The organism is Escherichia sp. KTE31 (assembly GCF_000407925.1).
In the GTDB taxonomy this organism is placed as follows: Bacteria; Pseudomonadota; Gammaproteobacteria; order Enterobacterales; family Enterobacteriaceae; genus Escherichia; species Escherichia ruysiae.
In genome coordinates this window covers 1-16,403 of the sequence record NZ_KE136724.1, presented here as the reverse complement: position 1 = coordinate 16,403, position 16,403 = coordinate 1, and the positions used below count along the sequence as shown (strand labels likewise).

The window sequence follows — 16,403 nt, the reverse complement described above, 5'->3', positions numbered from 1 at the left end:
GTTTACCGATACGGGAATTTGACGGCCAGCGATAATCTGATTCACGCTGCATGGTCTGGTGTGGCAGCGTCTGGCGCATAAAAACAAACATACCTAACGCGAGCATCATTTTTCGTCACCTCCTTAACCGTCATGCATCATGCTGGCACGGGCGCGCGCACGTTTATCCCGCTCGTATTTTTCGAGCGCATCCTGTAACTGGCGGTCAAGCTGTGTCCCCGGCGCAGTACCACCCGTCAGGCTGATGTGATATTCGTTTTTACTCTGGTCTACATAAGAGCGGCCAGCCGGTGCCGTGACCGGCTGATAAGCCTGATAGCCTGCATAAGAGCTGGTCGCCGGAATATAACCACCGGTGCCATACGTGGCGGCATGAGTTCTGGCGGCGGTCTGGTCAAGTGTGTCTGACTCTTTGTTGATAACACCGAGTTTTTCCAGTACCCAGTCAATGCCGCTGCGCAGTTTGTTGAACGCATTAAGCGGCAGCATCAGCGCGTCAGCCAGTGCCAGCCCGAACAGGACGCCCGTGTCACGGCAACGGTTCAGGGTGTCCTGGGTGGCTTTGACCGGGGCAATCAGGTTTTTAAACCACTGCCACGCGGCCTGTAACTTTTCGCCCAGCCAGTCAAACACCGGCTTAAGTGGCGTGAACAGTTCCCCCACAGGCGCAAATGCCGCTTTCAGCCCTTCTACCACACCGCCAAAGAATGCGCTGACAGGCTCCCAGTATTTACGGATAAGTAACGCCCCGGCGACAATGGCGGCCACCACGGCCACAACCGGCCAGCTAATCGCCCCGATGGCCGTCATAACAGCACTGCCAACCGTCGTGAAGATTGCACCCATTGCGCCTGCTGCCGCGATGATGGCATTGATGCCGGTGATAACCGGCCAGGCTACGAGGCCAATGGCACCGATGACACCAATCAGTGCCAGTGCACCACCGACAATGATGCCGATGGTTGACGCCAGTGATTTGTTTTTCTGGATCCAGCCGTCGAGTTTTAACACATACTTTGTGGCCGTCTGCGTGAGCTTACGCAGTGCGCCTTCCTGCTGGTCAAACAGGTCAGTCCCCACAGCCTCATAAGCGGACTGAAACTCCTTAAAGTCACCGCCGAGGTTGTCCTGCATGATTTTAACCAGCTCTTCCGTTTTACCGTCCGAGGCTTTCAGCGTGGCGGTCAGCTTATCCAGTTTTCCGCTTGCTGCCGCTGCCAGTAAAACGTTCGCTGATTTCAGGGCTTCCTCACCAAAAATGGTTTTAAGGTATTCCCCCTTCTGAGACGTTCCCAGCTTGTGTTTATCAAAGCTGGCCTGAATCTCTTTCAGAATGGTGAACAACGGACGCATATTTCCCTTTTTGTCCGAGGTTTTAACGCCAAGCTCTTTGAGTGCATCCCATGCTTTTCCAGTCGGTGCCTGTAATCGGGTGACAACGGCACTACTACCCGTACCCGCCATTGACCCCCTGATGTTATTGTCATGCAGCACACCTGTCATGGCCGCTGCCTGCTCAAGACTTACGTCTGCCGTCCTCGCGACCGGCCCGAGGTAAGTCAGTGCATCACTGAGTCCCTGAAAATCAGCCGCCGACTTATTCATCGTTGCAGACAACACGTCGCCCACATGGCTGACATCATCATTTGACAGTTGAAAGGATGCCTTAGTCCCCAGCAACAGTTGCGCGTTTTCTTCCATCGACCGCTGATTCGCCAGTGCCATATTCAGCGTGACCGGCGTTGCCGCCTGAATAGCCGCAGCATCTCCACCCGCTTTCGCAATGATAATCTGCGCACCGGCCGCATCATCCGCCGAGGCGGCGGTATTATCGCCGAGCTGGCGCGCCTGCTTGCGGAGCGCGGCCATTTCGGCAGAGTCTTTTGCCACTCCGAGCACGGCCTGTAATTCTGAGTTTTTCTGCGCAAACTCATAACCGGGCATCAGCAGCTTAACACCGGCCATCGTTCCCGCCGCCGCAATCCCCACACCGGCAGCGCCCACTGAGGCCATATTTCCGGCCAGTTCCTTTCCGGCCTGATAACGCTGTTTTACTGCATTAAGTTTTGCCTGTTGCGCACTGACACGCGCCAGCGCGTCGCGCTGACGGTTAAGTTGTGCGGTGGTTTCACTGATACGGTTTTTCAGTCCCTGCTCATCATGTGCAAGATTGCGGGTATTAATTCCCACAGCGGCCAGTTCCCGCTGCTGGCGTTTAACGGAGTCTGTCAGGCGGTTATATTTCGCCTGTAAGTCCTCCGCCGCACGCTTTGCGGATTCCAGCACTTTCGCCTGAGCACGGGTCGGACGTTCGGTGTTTTTAAACTGTGTGGCAAGGGCTTCGGCTTCCTGCCGAGCCTTTTCAAGTGCATGACCAGTCACGGCAAGCTGTGCACTGGTCTTGCGAAATCCCTCAATACGGGATGCCTGACCATTCAGCTCGCGCAGTGATTTTTGTGTTTCCCGGATATCCCCCGACAGCGACTTACTCGCTGTACGGATGGATTTAAACGGGCGGGATGCCTGGTCAACAGCCCTGAGCAATACCTGTAATTTTACATTGTTACTCATTCGTGTTTCCGCTTCGCCGGAGCGCCTTTTCGCGCCATGTGATGAGTTCGGTCAGGCTCATGGGATACAGTTCTGATGGCGGCCAGTGAAATACCACTGCCACATCCGCCATCAGGTCATCGACCGAGAGATTTTTCGGAAACGTTACTGCACCGAGTTCGGCGACAAAAAACCGACCACCTTACCGGCCAGCGCCACAAGGTCAGGCAGCTCCAGCGCGGCGACCTCCTGCTCAGTCAGCATCGGTGCCGTCATGCGCGGCAGCACTTTAATCAGTGCATCGACTTCGGAGTTTGCGACCGCAGCCAGACTGACACCGCGCAGCGTCCCCGCATTGGGTTTCATCAGCGTGACCTGTTCGATAACCTGCTCACCACGCTTAACCGGATTATCCAGGGTAATCACATTTTCTTTGTTCATGGTTTTCTCACTTCTGAATCGGGGTTAACCGGTCAGCCAGGCTGACCGGATGAAAATCACAGGCCGATATTGCGGCGGTGTTGCTCCAGCCGGTCGACGCCGTTCACCTTCTCAATCATGTTGATGGTGTCAATTTCGACCAGCTCCTTACCGTCCATCGTCAGCCGGAAATAGGTGCAGACCACGGAGATTTTCGACTCGGTGTCTTCTCCCTGTTTACCCTCGCCGGTGTCGATTTCTTTCTGACGGCCACGCATGACCACTTCGACGGCCACCGTTTCGCCGGTATCGTCACGCTGGTAAGAGCCTGCAAAACGAATCGGCACGGCATCCACACCAGTTGCGGCGTAAAGTTCCCAGATAACCGAATCCGGGAAGCCCCCGAGCGACCACTCCATTGACAGAGCATCATCATCAAGGCCGAGGTCTACCGGTGCGCTACCGTTCATCCCCGCACCGCGATAGTTTTCGAGCTTACGGGTCAGTTTTGGCAGCGTGACGGACTTCGCGACGCCCTGATAGCTGTAGCCGTTCAGAAAGACGTTCATTAACTTGAGTTTGCGCGGCATTGCCATCGGTCAGGCTCCTTAATTGCTGTTAACCGAGGTGACCAGACTTGCCAGGTATCTTGAAGTAATACGCTGGCGCAGGGTCAGGTTTTCGAGAGGAGGCACAGGGGTATAGTCGTAGTCGATATACAGTTTTCCGGCCTTGAGGGTTTCCGCATCATTGGCTTCTTCGCTAAACCAGCATGTGCCATCCACGATATAACCGTTGCTTTTCAGTTCACGGAATTTGGCATTGATGCCGTCAACGATGTCGCGAATCAGCGTTGCGGTGATGGGCTTATCAATAGCCCACATGTGCGCCTCAGCCATCGTGTCAGCCAGTACCTGCGCGGTGCGTGTGTAGCTTTCAAAGAGGAACAGTGGGTCATCGGAGCAGGTACGGTTACCCCAGAAACGGAAACCGTCGCGGCGAACCAGCGTTGTGACGCCTGCCTCGTTCAGCAGGTCAGCATCGGTGCCGGACTTCTGCAAATCCCAGAATACAGATGCGCTGATGCCGGTAACACCGTTTACCCCGACGTTGGACAGCGTTTTATGCCAGCCCTGCTCCTGGTCGATTTTAGCACGCAGACCCAGCGCACGGGCGGTGGCATACGCGGTGGAGGTGGTACTGGTGACCGTATCCCATGCGAGGAAATCCGGCCAGATGACCATCAGCTCACGCTGGCTGAAATTCTGGCGGTAGGCTTTCACCTCGGAAATGGTTTTACAGCCCCATGCGCTGATATACCCGAATGCATTCAGTTCCTGGCATACCGATGCCAGTGCGACGGCAACCTCTTTGGTGTCCAGTCCCGGTACGCCGAGAATGCGTGGTTTAACGCCGGTAACCGACTCAGCCCCCATCAGGGCTTTCAGTCCGGTGTACTGACCGTTTTCGTCGGTGGTGCCGATGATATTGGAAACGGTCTGCGCGAGTTTCGTTTCTTCGTCTTCGCCGGTGCCGTCTTCCACACGTACGACAACGGTGACCGGTTTTGACTGGTCAGCGATGGCCTGTAACGACGCCGCCAGCGTGCCTTTTTTACCGGCCTTTGCAATCGCGCTCTGCACATTGGTAATCAGCACCGGTTTATTGACGGGGAAGGTTTCCGCATCCGCATCGCTGGCTGTGCAGACCATGCCGACAATGGCGGTTGATACGGTGGAAATGACGCGGGTGCCGTCGTTAATCTCCAGCACCTGCACGCCGTGATGATAATCACTCATCCGTTTAACTCCGTGGTTAATGGGTGCAACTATTTTCTGTTGGGCAGTGCATGAGACGCTATTTGACCTGACTGGTCAGTGGATGAAACAACAGATAAAGAAAAGGCGGGCAATCAGCCCGCCAGTCTTGATTTGTACTCGCTCAGTTCCCAACTGACAATTTACGTAGCCAAAACGCTATCAGCTCTGGCAGCCAGCTTTGAGCGAGTCGAAAAAGTTCATACCTTTCTGCTGGTGAAGGTTTAACTAACAGTTCAACCTATCAATTAATTGATGAACAGGTTGAGGCGTTTTTAATATCTCTGCGTCATCTGAGACGATTTTGCGCTACAGGATTTACGGCTTATCTGGGGGCATTCTTGAGCCTTGACTCCTCTGAAAACATAATTAGGCCATACCTGTGACCTGCCCTTCGTTGGTAAGGTTAGCGAATATTAATCTGAGTCCATTTTCCCAAACTCTGTCAGGCCGAAAACGGAGCTACCAGAAACATGAGCTTGTAAGCCCGCTTCCTGCATTTCACTCAATTCAACTTCCTGGCTATCCTCTAATCCGATAGAGAACATGGGATAGGCCCAGTTCCAATTCGGATCAGGAACCAAACTATTATTCTCTATCTTGAAAAAGCTGACCATGAGATGATGCCTTCCCTGTATCGCCTCTTCATCATTGATGTTGACCAGTACACCAAAGTGCTTGTAGCCGGCTTGTCCATTCTCGAACATTTTTATCTTGGTGCCGTTTCTGAACATCCAAAAAGAATGATTTCCAGTGGAATCAGCGACCTGCAAGTTATCTTCGTCAATTTCCCAATTAAGATATTGTTTGATATCAGACTTTGGTTTGAGTTTTTCGTCATTACTAAACCATTGTATTGCCGGAAGTGGAAGGTGAAGACCTTCCGGCTGGGGAGGCTGACCTGCAGCAATGGAATGCATGATCTCTGTCATTGATGGAAGCCCCATCAAATGCCATACATCATGGATATCCTTTTTAAGTATAAGAAGCCCTTTGGATACACCATCCGCGTAAGTTGACTTTAAGCGGACTAGTATGTCCTTGTTACCATCTTTGTCGAGGTCTTCAATGTTTACTGAAGAAGCCACAACCTCGTCGTCCCCTGCGTCTGGGATGATTGCCCAATACCCAATATCGTAGAATCCAGGTCTGCCAACCACCTTATCTATCAAACTCTGTCCAGAGGGCTCGAAGACCATCAGGAAACGGCTAAGGGCACCATTTGTGCTCACAGCTCTTCCGTAGACTACAACGGAGTTTGAGGTGCTTAGATCGAGAGACTCGCTAGCCACTGAGTCAAACGCCACTGAGTCCAAATGTGTGGCAAGCTGCTGCTGGATGCACTCCCGAGCCATTTCAACTAATTTTTCGCGAACATCAGCAGATCGTATTGGCTGTGAAGTGAAATGGAAAAGCCCTACTGTAGCCGCTATGCCTATTATTCCCGAAATAACGGTACTTAGAACCTGCTCCTTTACCACTTTCACAACTTTCATCAATAGCTTCTTCAACTTCACTTCAGGCACCTAAATACTATTAAACTTGTCATGGGAAAATCCGATTATTATTGTAGAGAACAACAAAAACTGGCCTCGATTTTAGAGTTTTTCCAGTATCTATTTTCCGACTCGTTCGGCGGTAATCCACCGTTATATTCATGAGGCCGGGGTGCACTATAATATTCAACTATATACTCTGTTTGTAGTGGCACATTAAATTTGGTGACAGATATGCATCACGTCCGCTCCTAGCACAGAGCGGACAGTCAGATTAGGTTTTACTCTGTGCCATAGATGAGTAATCTCACACCAGAGCTAATACGATTTATTGCGGCATTTCTGGCCATTCAATATCCGGGGCATTTTCCGGCTGAACGCGATTCAGTAGCACACGGTATTTTTTCCAGTGTGTCAGGCTTAACTTTTCTTCCTCGGTAGCCATATCTAAATCGACAGCATCCTGCAGCGTGGCAATAATTTCACCTGCATATGCAATCAGCTCTTTCTTCTGAGACTCAGCCGCTCTGACAAGCGCATCACGCTCTGCATTCTCATCATTCACCCACGCATTTCCGTTCCATTTCTGATAATCCCCCTCAGGGGAAATGGCTGTCACGTCTGGAGGTAATACGCCAAGTTCAGAAATATAAATGGCTGCTCCCGTTTTCGTTTCATAGACGGTCTTTCCGCGATGGTCTTCCATCAGTTCCCATTTCATTTCATCTGCATTGAAAACGGCTGCATAACCAGCAGGAATATCAGGTGGTGCAATATCTGTACTGTTTGCAGGCAGGCCAGTATACGGTGGGATATATGCGTCACTTTCGCCAATAAATTCATTGGTTCCATCAAGTAAATTGAAAACGCGGATAGTTTGTGCTTCTGCACTCATTCTGAAAGCCATTATGCAAGCCTCACAATATAGTTAAATGCGATGTTTTTGACGGTGTTTTCTGTATTACCTGTAGCATTAACGGTAATAGAGTGCCCGTGTGAGCCAATAGCAACCGTGTGTGAATGTGCACCAATACCAACAGTATGATTATGTGCACCAATATCTACCGTGTGGGCATGATTCCCGGCAGCTCCTGATGTGCCATTAAACGATGGGTTGTCAAAGCCTGTTTTACCGGTTTCACCATTAGTATTGGCATTCCCTCTGTAAATGGTATGTGTATGGTTACCAGTGGTATTAGTGGTTTTTGTTCCGTAGTTAAACGTACTGACTGTCTTCGTGCCGTAATCAAATGAACTGGTCGTTTTCGTTCCTAAGTCCGTATTTGACGCACTGGCGCTGTGAGTATGCGATTTAATCCCGTCCTGTTCCTGTGACAATACGGCACGCCCACTGGCGGGTTTGCCCTTGATTGTCCAGCCGCGCATATCTGGAATAACACCAGAAGGATAGGCAATAGCCAGTTTCGGATATGCTGCTTTATCAAACGTCTGGCCTTGCATAATTGCATAGCCTGCAGGTGGTGTATCTGATGGCCACGGCAACGGAACACCTGGCGGAAATGCTTCAATATTTGCCGAGCCGTCAAATTTTACGCCGTTAATTGTCCTTGCCGTTTTCAGCTTTGTAGCTGTAGCCGCATTGCCGGACAGTTCACCAGAAAGACCACCGCTGAATGTCTGTTTCGCGCCCCATGTCTGGGCTTCGTCAATGATTGGTACTCGTCTTGCTGTAATCGTGCGGCTTCCCGGATTTCCTGAAATGCGCGCCATAAAAAAGCGGTAGTTGGCTTTACTTACAGTGCTGCGCCATACATGCATTGAGCGCCCCGTACCGGAATCATCACTCGGACCAACTGCGATGTTTATCAGGTTGCCATCAATGACGCCCCAGTCCATACCGTCGGGAATGTTGGTCATGTTATCAAGCCGAACGGTTATCAGACTGCCCGGCACAAAGTCGTGGGTCTGCCAGTCCAGGCTGGTGAGCTTTGCCACTGCACCGCCGATACCCAGATTCAGGGGAAGTGAATACGAGGTGTAGACTTCCCGCCATTCGCTCCATGAGCTGCCGGTAAAAACGCGCTCAAACGTGCGACCTTTAAGGGTTGTACCTGTTCCGGCAGTTGTATAACGCTGCCATACGTTAACACCATCAAAGCGCCTCAACACTTCCAGAATACCGAGGACTGTCACGCCGTTTCCGTCCAGTATTGGACCATTGGTCGCTTTACCTGTAACGCTGTAAATACCCGGTGAAGTCACATCATTCAAATCCCCGTCGTAATAACGACTCTCTGACTGATGACCGACTCTTAACCACGGTTCCCACTGCGGATTTGATGCATCCCAGCTTGCCGCAAGGCAGCGGACATACATATTTCCACGGCGAGTGGTATAACGTTGCGTTCTTCCATAATTCCCGCCTTCGAGGATCTCAAGCATCCCCTGAGCAAAGCCGCCTTCCTCTGGATAATTGCGTTCATATGAAGCTATAGCCGAGCTACTGTTACGCCATAAACCAAGATGCTCGGCGGCTCCAAGCGTATTCAGGTCTATAGTCGTACTCAAAGGGCGGGTAGCAGATTGAGTGTGACGCCATACGCCCCACGGACCATCAGTGCCATTCCACTTATTGGCGAGTTTACGCATGTATACATTGCCGTCTCTCGTGGTAAAGCGTTGAGTACCTGCAAAATTGCCGGCAGCAAAAACCTCAAGCACACCGACAGCATTATCTTCCGGGAAATTTTTCTCCAGTGTTGCGTTAGTTGAGGTAGCTTTAGACCAGATCCCCAGATAAGCCTTAACGGGACCAAATGTATTCAGGTCGGCATCAACCGGCATTTCGCCATTGTTTTTCATAAACGTCAGGCTGGTAACGCCAACATTGTCCAGAAAAGCTGATTTATCCTGGATATCTGCACCGTTCTGATTTTTCGCCAGACGTGAATTTGCGTTGTCATTTGCTGCCTTGACCGCTTTTGGCGTTGCTGCCAGCTTTTCACTGGTGCTGTTTGTTGCACTGCTTAACTGAGTAAAACCTTTTTCTGTCAGCGTGGCGTCAGGATGGCGGCGGGACTGCTCATGCTCTGCGATTTTGTCATCGACGTAATCCTGCGTCGCCATCACTGTGCTGGCATCAATACTCAGCTCAACAGACGCCACGTTACTGACAATAATAACCATGCGGCAGGTCTGCGCACGCCCGGAGCCTTCAGCGAGTTCAGGCTTATAGCTTTCCGCCATGTTGGCGACCGCAATCAGTGTTCCGGCATCGTCATACAGACCAAGCTCACGCATCCAGAAGCCGCCCACTTCGGGCGGAACAACCAGTTCAGCCACGATATAGTTTTTATTCTTATTATCCACGCTGACTTTATTCAGGGCGTGACGCCAGACCTCATGCACCAGTTTCGTCTGACCGGCATCCGGCACCGGCAATTTGCCATTACCGTCACCCACGGCCATTGCAGACAGGGTTACTTTTTTCCCGCCGGGGACAGTGGCGGCTGCCAGCTTTGCGGCTCCGGCAGTAGTGATAACGGTTTTAAATTTCGTGCTCATTGTTTCTCACTTATCCGGGATAAACAGTAATAACATCACCATCACAGACCACACCGCCTGTATACAGATAGCCGGGAATGTCCTGGATAATGTTCAGACCGATAAGGTGGCGACTTGCGGGTTTGGCATCGGCAATCAGCCGTTCCATTTCCAGATACATTTCCTCTGTGATACCGCTTTCCAGTACGCCGATATCAAGGCGAAAGGTGCCGGGCGGGTCGTTTGTCTCCCACCACTCCTTTACGTTAATGAGATAGCCGAGCGGCTCCACCACACGCCGGATTGCGCCTATAGTGCCCTTATGGCAGTGAATGAAATACGCATCGCGGATAACAGCGCGTTTTGTCGCTTCCGGCCACTTTTCATCCCATCTGTCGACCGAAAACGCCCACGCCAGCCACGGCAGCAGATTTGCCGGGCAGGTGTCCGGGTTCCACAGCTCACGAATACTGACCGGCGTTTTTTCAATTTCCGCACAGGCTTTTGCAGCGGCGACTTCAAGCGGTGATGAGCCGGTCGGCAGCAGGCGCGAATCACTCATCCGAACCTCCGGTCACGACGCGGTATTCGGTACAGAAAGACGCCTGCGTACTGTTGAGCACGATGTCGGCCAGCGGTGCAGCCAGTTCGACACGCTGCACGCCTTCCACATGCAAAGCGGCATAAATGGCAGACAGACGGATGTCACGCCCCAGCCGGTGCTGTGCCGTGATATACGCTTCCAGTTTTTTTACGGCGGCAGCGCGGATGGGTTCGCTTTCGGGACCAGGGTAAAGGTAAAGCGTGGCGTTTATCTGGTATTCAACGATGGCGGCAGACTGCACGGTCACGCGGTCGGCCACCGGCCTGACGTCCTCGCCATTAAGAGCGTTACGCACCACCGCCAGCAGGTCTTCGGATGCGACACCGTTATTTTCACGTGACAGCACAGAGATGGTGACGCAGGCCGGAGACGGACTGGTGACAGAGATATCCGCGACACGCCCGTCGGCACTGCGACCATGATACTGATAGGCACCCACCGACCCGGCAACGCTTAAACCTTCAAACGCCTGCTGAATACGCAGCCGATAATCGGTGTCAGACTCCATCACTGCCGGTGTCGGCGGGATGGTCGAATCATCTGCCGGGGTGATAATCAGGCGTGTGGTGTTGTAATTGGCACCAATCACATCAAGGTCATTACCGGCGGCACAGGCCAGCATCACCGCCCGTGCGGCCTCATTCACACGCTGACGCCAGATAAGCTCACGATAAGCGTTTTCTTCCAGCAGTTTGACGAGAGGCTCGGATTCCAGTGTCAGGGTACGGGCGACCGCCTCCTGCTGGTCTTCCGGGTAAAGGGAAATCAGTGTCGCCTTGCGTTCGGCGAGAATGGTTTCAAAGTCCAGCTCCTCGACCACATCCGGTGCGGGTAGCTGGTTCAGGTCGATAATCGGCATGGTTTCAACTCACAGGGATGGTTAACGAAAGTGGCTGGCCGGTGTCGTTGTGCTGGCCGGTTAACGTAACTGTCATTCGCCCGTCAAAACTGCGCGCCGTGGTGACGGATGACAGGGTGACGCGGGGTTCCCATTTCAGCACCGCCATGTAACAGGCGACCTTAATCTGCAACTCAAGCGCCGGGGTCTGCGGCTGGTCAATCATTGACGCCAGCAACGAGCCGTAATCACGACGCATCACCCGCGAGCCGACCGGTGTGCGCAGGATATCGCCGATACTCTGGCTGATATGCTCAAGGTCAGTGACAGTCAGGCCATCACTGCGATTCATTCCGAGATAACGCGCTGTCATTTTGTCCCCTGTGTCCAGTTGTCTCCTGACTTAACACCACCGTGACCGTGGTCATCCACCTGAACGCCGTTAGACGTGAATTTCCCATCGGTATGCTCGATGTTGCCGTGCATCTTCCCGCCCTTCTGCACTTCCAGCGTGCCGGTAGTCAGTTTGTTAGTGCAGACCACCTCTGGTGTGTCCAGGGTGACGCGGGTTGATGCTTTCACCATGACCACCGGCACCGTGGCAGTAACAGAATCAGAAGCCGTCACGCTGGCCGTTTTAATTCCGCTTACCGTGAGTGCACTGGTTTCAGGTTCATACTCAATCACCGCCCCGTCAGGGAAACGGATATGCAGGGCATCCGCCGACGCAGACGGCGCGGGGTTATCACCGGAATAAATCCCCGGCAGAACGAACGCCGTGTCGAGTTCACCGCCCACGGCCAGAATCAGCACCTGTTCCCCCACGGAAGGTGCCCACCATGTGCGCGAACGACCGGCGCGATGGGTCAGCCACTGCAGCCAGTCGGTACACATGCCGCCGGTCTGCACACGGCAGCGACCGGCGTTAAGGTCGGTTTCGACGATAACGCCGGTGCGAATCATGTTGCGCAGTGCGCGCGCGAGTTCCTGAATATTTGCGAGAGTGTTCATAACGGGAAGGATGCCGCCGGGTCATATCGGCGGCAATGTGACGATGAGGTGTCAGGAATGGCACAACTAACGGTCGAGGTGAGCCAGGATAATCTCTTCAATCATCTGCACATCCTCACCGGTAAAGCCGAGCAGAGGACGCGCCGGATAATCAATTTTCTTACCGTCTTTCCGGTTTTCTTCCGACAGACCAAACTGATGCACGCTGGCGATTTTCGGTGACTTCCCGCCGTAAAATTCCATTGATGCCTGTTCCGGGCTGGCGCGGATATGCAAAAAACGACTGGTGATAAGTTTCGCAAACATTTTTCGCTTAACACGACCGGTCTTTTTTCTGGCGCTCTGCTGCTGGCGTGGCACGTAGGGTGTGCCGTCCGGGGCTTTCTGTGCCATCACCCGGCGCTGCTGACTCTGCCGCAGGCGCTTCGCCAGTTCGGCACTCAGTCGCCGACGCCCTGACGGTGACAGCGATTCAATCAGTCCGGTCAGCCGGTCTTCAAAACGCTTAAACTCATTCATCCCACTTGCTCACCAGTTCGCCATTGATATACAGCTCCATCGGGCGGGTGACCGGCTCCGGCGGCGGGGGTTCCGGGATATTCTTCACATGCAGCGCGCCGTCAACCTCACTGACCAGCGTGCGCTCGGTCAGCATCAGGCTGATACTGATATCAAAGCTGCTGTCATTGTTGATGTCTGCATAAAACGTGAAGCCCTTTTTCTGGCCTGCGTCGGTGGTCATGATGTCGGGCTGATTTTCCCGCAGCCACGCCAGCACCGGCACAATGAGCAGGTCAAAATCACCGGTAAAGTCGGTCACAATAACATTGAGCGTGTAACGCTTTTCGAATGACAACGACGCCGCCAGTGTGGAGGCAATACTCCCGTTATCAACGAATATCCGCAGCATATCGGGGTTAGTTTTCAGCACCGTGACGGCATCAGTCAGCGCCCTGCGCAGGCTGTCGGGTTTGAGCATCGTTTTCGTCCTGACAGTGTTTAATCATTTTTACCTGGCTGGCACAGCGTGCCAGCGCGTTCTCAAGCTGCCGGATATCAGCACTTAAATCGCCATTCGTCTCCGGGTCACTGCCCGGCATCGGGCAAAGACTCACTTTCGGGCAGGCGTTGTGGACAATCACTGGCGTCGGGGCAGGCATGGCGCTGGTGCAACCGGCGCACAGCATCAGGCAGGTCAGCGCCGTACCAGCGGCGAAAATCTTCGTTTTCATTGAGTAACCTCGTGATGGTTTTCTCGCGCTGTGCTTCACGCTTCGCGGCGTTCTCCAGTTCCTGACGCAGTGCCACCTGCGCCAGCTCGTTTTTATCTGCCCTGGTGATGGCAACATGAAGCTGATTTTTCAGCATGGTGATGGTCGTCTGCTGTTCACTGGCGACGCTGTTCGCCCTGTCCAGTGAGGTGCGCAGGCTGGCGTTTTCATGCTTCGCCAGAAACAGCCCCGCCACCGCCAGCGATAACAACACGACCAGCACAATCATCAGCTTTGACATAATTCCCGCCCCTCAAGACGCTGACGACAGGCCGTGCGTATCAGCCGGAAAAACACCGACGCCACGAGGTAAATCAGCGCAGTAAAAATCCACCCGGCAGCGACCAGCGAGATAAACGTCGCCACCATCACCACCAGAGCCGCCGCCCGTCTGCGCCACGGCACCGGCTGCAAAAACAGCGACGTGACAATCTTCACGGCCAGCGATTCCGGCGGCAGCTCCCGCCCGTAGCGTTCCAGCACATACTCCGTGGCATACACGCCGACACCACCGGCAACCACACAGATAACCGTCGCCAGAATCGCCCAGGCAGCGACAAAACTGACGGCCACGCTCTGCGGGTAAATCAGGGACAGTGCCAGCATCAGCGCCAGCGACACGTTCAGCATCAGTGAAAGGGATAATTTCTTCATGGTGTTTACTCCGTTTAAGCCGGTACGCCGCCAGCGGTACGCCAGACGGTGACCAGTTTTTCCAGTGAATGCTCACGCTGACCGTAACCGGCTCCCGGCAGGGACGCCCAGATATTGCGACAGCGTGAAATGGCGCGCTCAATGCGTCCCGCCCGGATGTCATCCAGTGCACCGCGTTCGCGGATCAACTGAATGGCGAGTCTGTCCTGTGACAACGGACTGAAATCCGGCAGGGCAAGCTGTTTGCGGTAGTGCGGCCAGAACAGGTAAAGCTGCTGATAGCGACCGGAGGCCGTGGATTTTTCACCGCGACGGTTAAACACCTTCGCCGGTCGGCCATGCGCGAACGGGTGGTCACTGTAGTCGGTGAAAATTTCCGGCTTCCCGTCCAGTCCGGTGACTATCACGTCATAGCCCCGGTTTTTCGTCAGCGGATGATTCGCCGTCCCCTCGGACACGGCCAGCATGTCGAGAAAGGCGGCGATATTCTGATGCGTGTTAATTACCGGCATTACGGTTTCCCCCTGCCCTTAAAACGGCGCTGAATGGCAATCTCAATCACCTGATAACCGGCGATACCCAGCATGGAGCCGATGCCGCACACCGCAGGCAGTGACAGGTCAGGAAACTGCACCAGAACAACACCGGCAACCATCGAGACAAAACCACCGAGCAACATGCGCCCGATAAACAGACGCGGGGTGATGGGTTCACCACCGGCAAGCACCTTGCCGACAACAATCAGCACCCCAATCATGAAAAGCGACAGGACGCTTTTTTCTTCTGCTGTCATGCGTTACTCCCACAGATTGACAGTTTCAGCCACGGGCGCGGTCTGAACGTCGGGCAGTTCGACGGCGGTGCCGTGTGGCAGCACCGCCCCCAGTTCAGCCAGTCCCGGATTTGCGGCGAGCACGGCCTCAACCACGCCCTCAGTGCGCCCGTAATACCGGACACAAATGGCGTCGAGCGTGTCGCCCTGTAGCGCAAAGGTCTTCATCAGATTTGACTCACGATGCAGCGCGGCTTGTCCTGGATACGCGCCACTGCCCAGCGCATATCCCGCCACAGTTCATCAATGGTGCTGTCAATGCTGTCGGCCTTCTTGTCGCCTTTCGCACTGGCATCCACGCCGCGGTAACGCTCATAAAGCGACGCGGTCGCCATCGCACACACGGCGCGCTCGTAGTAAAAAACTTTGATGCTTTCACCGTCGATGTCGTCCGCCGGAACGTCCGCCAGACGCGTAAAACCGGCGGCTATTTTCTGTTCGCGGTACTCGTACAGCTCCGCATTCGTCTCCGCCATACCTGACTTGATGGCCTCACGCAGACGGGCGGGGGCGACGGTCTGCTCAAGGCGCATACGTTCCCGGACGCGCTTCGGGTCGATATCGGGAAAAAAGAACGTGTTTTTAATCACCGGCTCATCGCCTGCCGGTTGCGGGATGACCACCGTACCCTCACCGGACACGGGAGCCTCCTTTCGCGGAATAATCAGCGTCATCATGACTACCTCTGAAAAGTCGGGCGGTGGACGCCGGTGCAGTGTCAGGTGATTCACCCTCACTGACCGGCGTGCCGCCCTGGCGCGGGGCGCATTCGGTTGTTAACTGGCTTTCTTTTTCGGGCGTCCACGTTTTGCCGGTGTCGCACTCCGGGTCTTACGCGGGGCGCAGGTGGCCGCTTTTGGCTGTGGCTCCGGCTTCGGTTTCAGTTCCCGCGCCAGTCGTTCAATCTCTTTTTTGACGCCTGCCTGACAGTCGAGCTGTGTCGCACGTTGCAGGTGCGCCAGCGCACCTGCGGCATCACCAGCGTCACGCAGAAACAGACCGGTGATTTTGTGCAGCTTTGCGCGCACTTCATCAGGCATGTCAGCCGTGGCGGTCAGTTCGAGGGTGTCCGTCAGCAGGCGGGGATCCACAGACTCACCGGCAGCGTGGGCGCGCATGGCCGCGAGCGCCACCTCCTCGGTGAACATGTACGGCGGGGTGCGGCGGTGTTTACCCGGCATGGTCAGACCGTACTTCAGGGCATAACGGGCAATCTCCAGCGCACCGGCAATATCGCCGGTATCCAGACGCCACAGCATGACCGTCATCAGAATGTCATCCTGTGCACCTTTGCCCTGCTCCAGCACGCCGTTCACCCACGGCAACCAGAACGGCAGCAGTTCGCGTTTTTTCGCGGCCTTCAGCTCTTTTGAATAAATCGCTTTCAGTGTGCGCTGGTCTGCGGC

General features: G+C 54.1%; 24 protein-coding genes and 1 pseudogene. 1 reads left to right on the top strand and 24 read right to left on the bottom strand.

Annotation, left to right across the window (positions count from 1 at the left end; genetic code table 11):
* From WES_RS24120 to WES_RS07875, 6 genes are all read right to left on the bottom strand, one after another.
* On the bottom strand, positions 1–109 hold a 109-nt coding region (locus tag WES_RS24120; RefSeq protein ID WP_016235234.1), incomplete at its 3' end, for a phage tail protein.
* A 14-nt stretch (positions 110–123) separates the two neighbouring features.
* A complete protein-coding gene (locus tag WES_RS07860) occupies positions 124–2,571 on the bottom strand; it encodes a phage tail tape measure protein (protein WP_016235233.1) in 2,448 nt (815 codons plus the stop codon).
* Positions 2,564–2,683 (bottom strand): GpE family phage tail protein, encoded by a 120-nt coding sequence (locus WES_RS22865; protein ID WP_001496926.1) that lies wholly within the window; start codon positions 2,681–2,683, stop codon positions 2,564–2,566. The genes WES_RS07860 and WES_RS22865 overlap by 8 nt, the downstream gene beginning before the upstream one ends.
* A 32-nt stretch (positions 2,684–2,715) precedes the next feature.
* Positions 2,716–2,991 (bottom strand): phage tail assembly protein, encoded by a 276-nt coding sequence (locus tag WES_RS07865; protein ID WP_001031303.1) that lies wholly within the window; start codon positions 2,989–2,991, stop codon positions 2,716–2,718.
* A gap of 56 nt (positions 2,992–3,047) precedes the next feature.
* Positions 3,048–3,566, bottom strand: coding sequence for a phage major tail tube protein (locus tag WES_RS07870; RefSeq protein ID WP_001251408.1), 519 nt, complete (start codon positions 3,564–3,566; stop codon positions 3,048–3,050).
* A 12-nt stretch (positions 3,567–3,578) separates the two neighbouring features.
* Positions 3,579–4,769 (bottom strand): phage tail sheath protein, encoded by a 1,191-nt coding sequence (locus tag WES_RS07875; RefSeq protein ID WP_016235232.1) that lies wholly within the window; start codon positions 4,767–4,769, stop codon positions 3,579–3,581.
* Between the two features lie 78 nt (positions 4,770–4,847).
* Between WES_RS07875 and WES_RS24270 the strand changes: the two genes are divergently transcribed.
* Positions 4,848–5,015 carry a hypothetical protein gene (locus WES_RS24270; RefSeq protein WP_157942631.1) on the top strand — a complete coding sequence of 56 codons (168 nt, stop codon included), beginning with the start codon at positions 4,848–4,850 and terminating at the stop codon, positions 5,013–5,015.
* A 188-nt stretch (positions 5,016–5,203) separates the two neighbouring features.
* Here the strand turns inward: WES_RS24270 and WES_RS07880 are convergent, their stop codons facing one another.
* The 18 genes and pseudogenes from WES_RS07880 to gpM all read right to left on the bottom strand — a co-directional run.
* Positions 5,204–6,283, bottom strand: a complete 1,080-nt coding sequence (locus tag WES_RS07880; RefSeq protein WP_000869700.1) for a hypothetical protein — start codon at positions 6,281–6,283, stop codon at positions 5,204–5,206.
* Positions 6,284–6,351: 68 nt separating this feature from the next.
* Positions 6,352–6,486 (bottom strand): annotated as a pseudogene (locus WES_RS24115) (IS3 family transposase); the annotation flags it as partial.
* A 125-nt stretch (positions 6,487–6,611) separates the two neighbouring features.
* Positions 6,612–7,190 carry a tail fiber assembly protein gene (locus tag WES_RS07885; protein WP_016235231.1) on the bottom strand — a complete coding sequence of 193 codons (579 nt, stop codon included), beginning with the start codon at positions 7,188–7,190 and terminating at the stop codon, positions 6,612–6,614.
* Positions 7,190–9,808, bottom strand: a complete 2,619-nt coding sequence (locus tag WES_RS07890) for a phage tail-collar fiber domain-containing protein (RefSeq protein ID WP_016235230.1) — start codon at positions 9,806–9,808, stop codon at positions 7,190–7,192. The genes WES_RS07885 and WES_RS07890 overlap by 1 nt, the downstream gene beginning before the upstream one ends.
* Positions 9,809–9,818: 10 nt before the next feature.
* A complete protein-coding gene (locus WES_RS07895) occupies positions 9,819–10,349 on the bottom strand; it encodes a phage tail protein I (protein ID WP_001285323.1) in 531 nt (176 codons plus the stop codon).
* A complete protein-coding gene (locus WES_RS07900) occupies positions 10,342–11,250 on the bottom strand; it encodes a baseplate assembly protein (protein WP_001121474.1) in 909 nt (302 codons plus the stop codon). Before WES_RS07900 ends, WES_RS07895 begins: the two co-directional genes overlap by 8 nt.
* A gap of 4 nt (positions 11,251–11,254) precedes the next feature.
* Positions 11,255–11,602, bottom strand: coding sequence for a GPW/gp25 family protein (locus WES_RS07905; protein ID WP_000127163.1), 348 nt, complete (start codon positions 11,600–11,602; stop codon positions 11,255–11,257).
* Positions 11,599–12,240, bottom strand: coding sequence for a phage baseplate assembly protein V (locus WES_RS07910; RefSeq protein WP_016235229.1), 642 nt, complete (start codon positions 12,238–12,240; stop codon positions 11,599–11,601). Before WES_RS07910 ends, WES_RS07905 begins: the two co-directional genes overlap by 4 nt.
* Before the next feature lie 66 nt (positions 12,241–12,306).
* Positions 12,307–12,759, bottom strand: coding sequence for a phage virion morphogenesis protein (locus tag WES_RS07915; RefSeq protein ID WP_001001795.1), 453 nt, complete (start codon positions 12,757–12,759; stop codon positions 12,307–12,309).
* Complete coding sequence (locus WES_RS07920) at positions 12,752–13,219, bottom strand: phage tail protein (RefSeq protein WP_000917141.1); 468 nt, start codon at positions 13,217–13,219, stop codon at positions 12,752–12,754. Before WES_RS07920 ends, WES_RS07915 begins: the two co-directional genes overlap by 8 nt.
* Positions 13,182–13,427, bottom strand: a complete 246-nt coding sequence (gene lysC / locus WES_RS24405) for an Rz1-like lysis system protein LysC (protein ID WP_258286436.1) — start codon at positions 13,425–13,427, stop codon at positions 13,182–13,184. Before lysC ends, WES_RS07920 begins: the two co-directional genes overlap by 38 nt.
* The gene (lysB, locus tag WES_RS24560; RefSeq protein ID WP_016158554.1) at positions 13,327–13,752 is read right to left on the bottom strand and encodes an Rz-like lysis system protein LysB; all 426 of its coding nucleotides are present in this window, start codon (positions 13,750–13,752) and stop codon (positions 13,327–13,329) included. Before lysB ends, lysC begins: the two co-directional genes overlap by 101 nt.
* Positions 13,740–14,165, bottom strand: coding sequence for a DNZ54_00345 family protein (locus tag WES_RS07930; RefSeq protein WP_016235228.1), 426 nt, complete (start codon positions 14,163–14,165; stop codon positions 13,740–13,742). The genes lysB and WES_RS07930 overlap by 13 nt, the downstream gene beginning before the upstream one ends.
* A 14-nt stretch (positions 14,166–14,179) precedes the next feature.
* Entirely contained in the window at positions 14,180–14,677 is a 498-nt protein-coding gene (locus WES_RS07935; RefSeq protein ID WP_001144101.1) for a glycoside hydrolase family 24 protein, read from the bottom strand.
* A complete protein-coding gene (locus tag WES_RS07940; RefSeq protein ID WP_000123123.1) occupies positions 14,677–14,958 on the bottom strand; it encodes a phage holin family protein in 282 nt (93 codons plus the stop codon). Before WES_RS07940 ends, WES_RS07935 begins: the two co-directional genes overlap by 1 nt.
* A 3-nt stretch (positions 14,959–14,961) precedes the next feature.
* Positions 14,962–15,165, bottom strand: coding sequence for a tail protein X (locus WES_RS07945; protein ID WP_000846399.1), 204 nt, complete (start codon positions 15,163–15,165; stop codon positions 14,962–14,964).
* Complete coding sequence (locus WES_RS07950; RefSeq protein ID WP_000988633.1) at positions 15,165–15,674, bottom strand: head completion/stabilization protein; 510 nt, start codon at positions 15,672–15,674, stop codon at positions 15,165–15,167. The genes WES_RS07945 and WES_RS07950 overlap by 1 nt, the downstream gene beginning before the upstream one ends.
* A gap of 99 nt (positions 15,675–15,773) precedes the next feature.
* A partial coding sequence (gene gpM / locus WES_RS07955; RefSeq protein WP_016235227.1) for a phage terminase small subunit occupies positions 15,774–16,403 on the bottom strand: 630 nt, incomplete at its 5' end.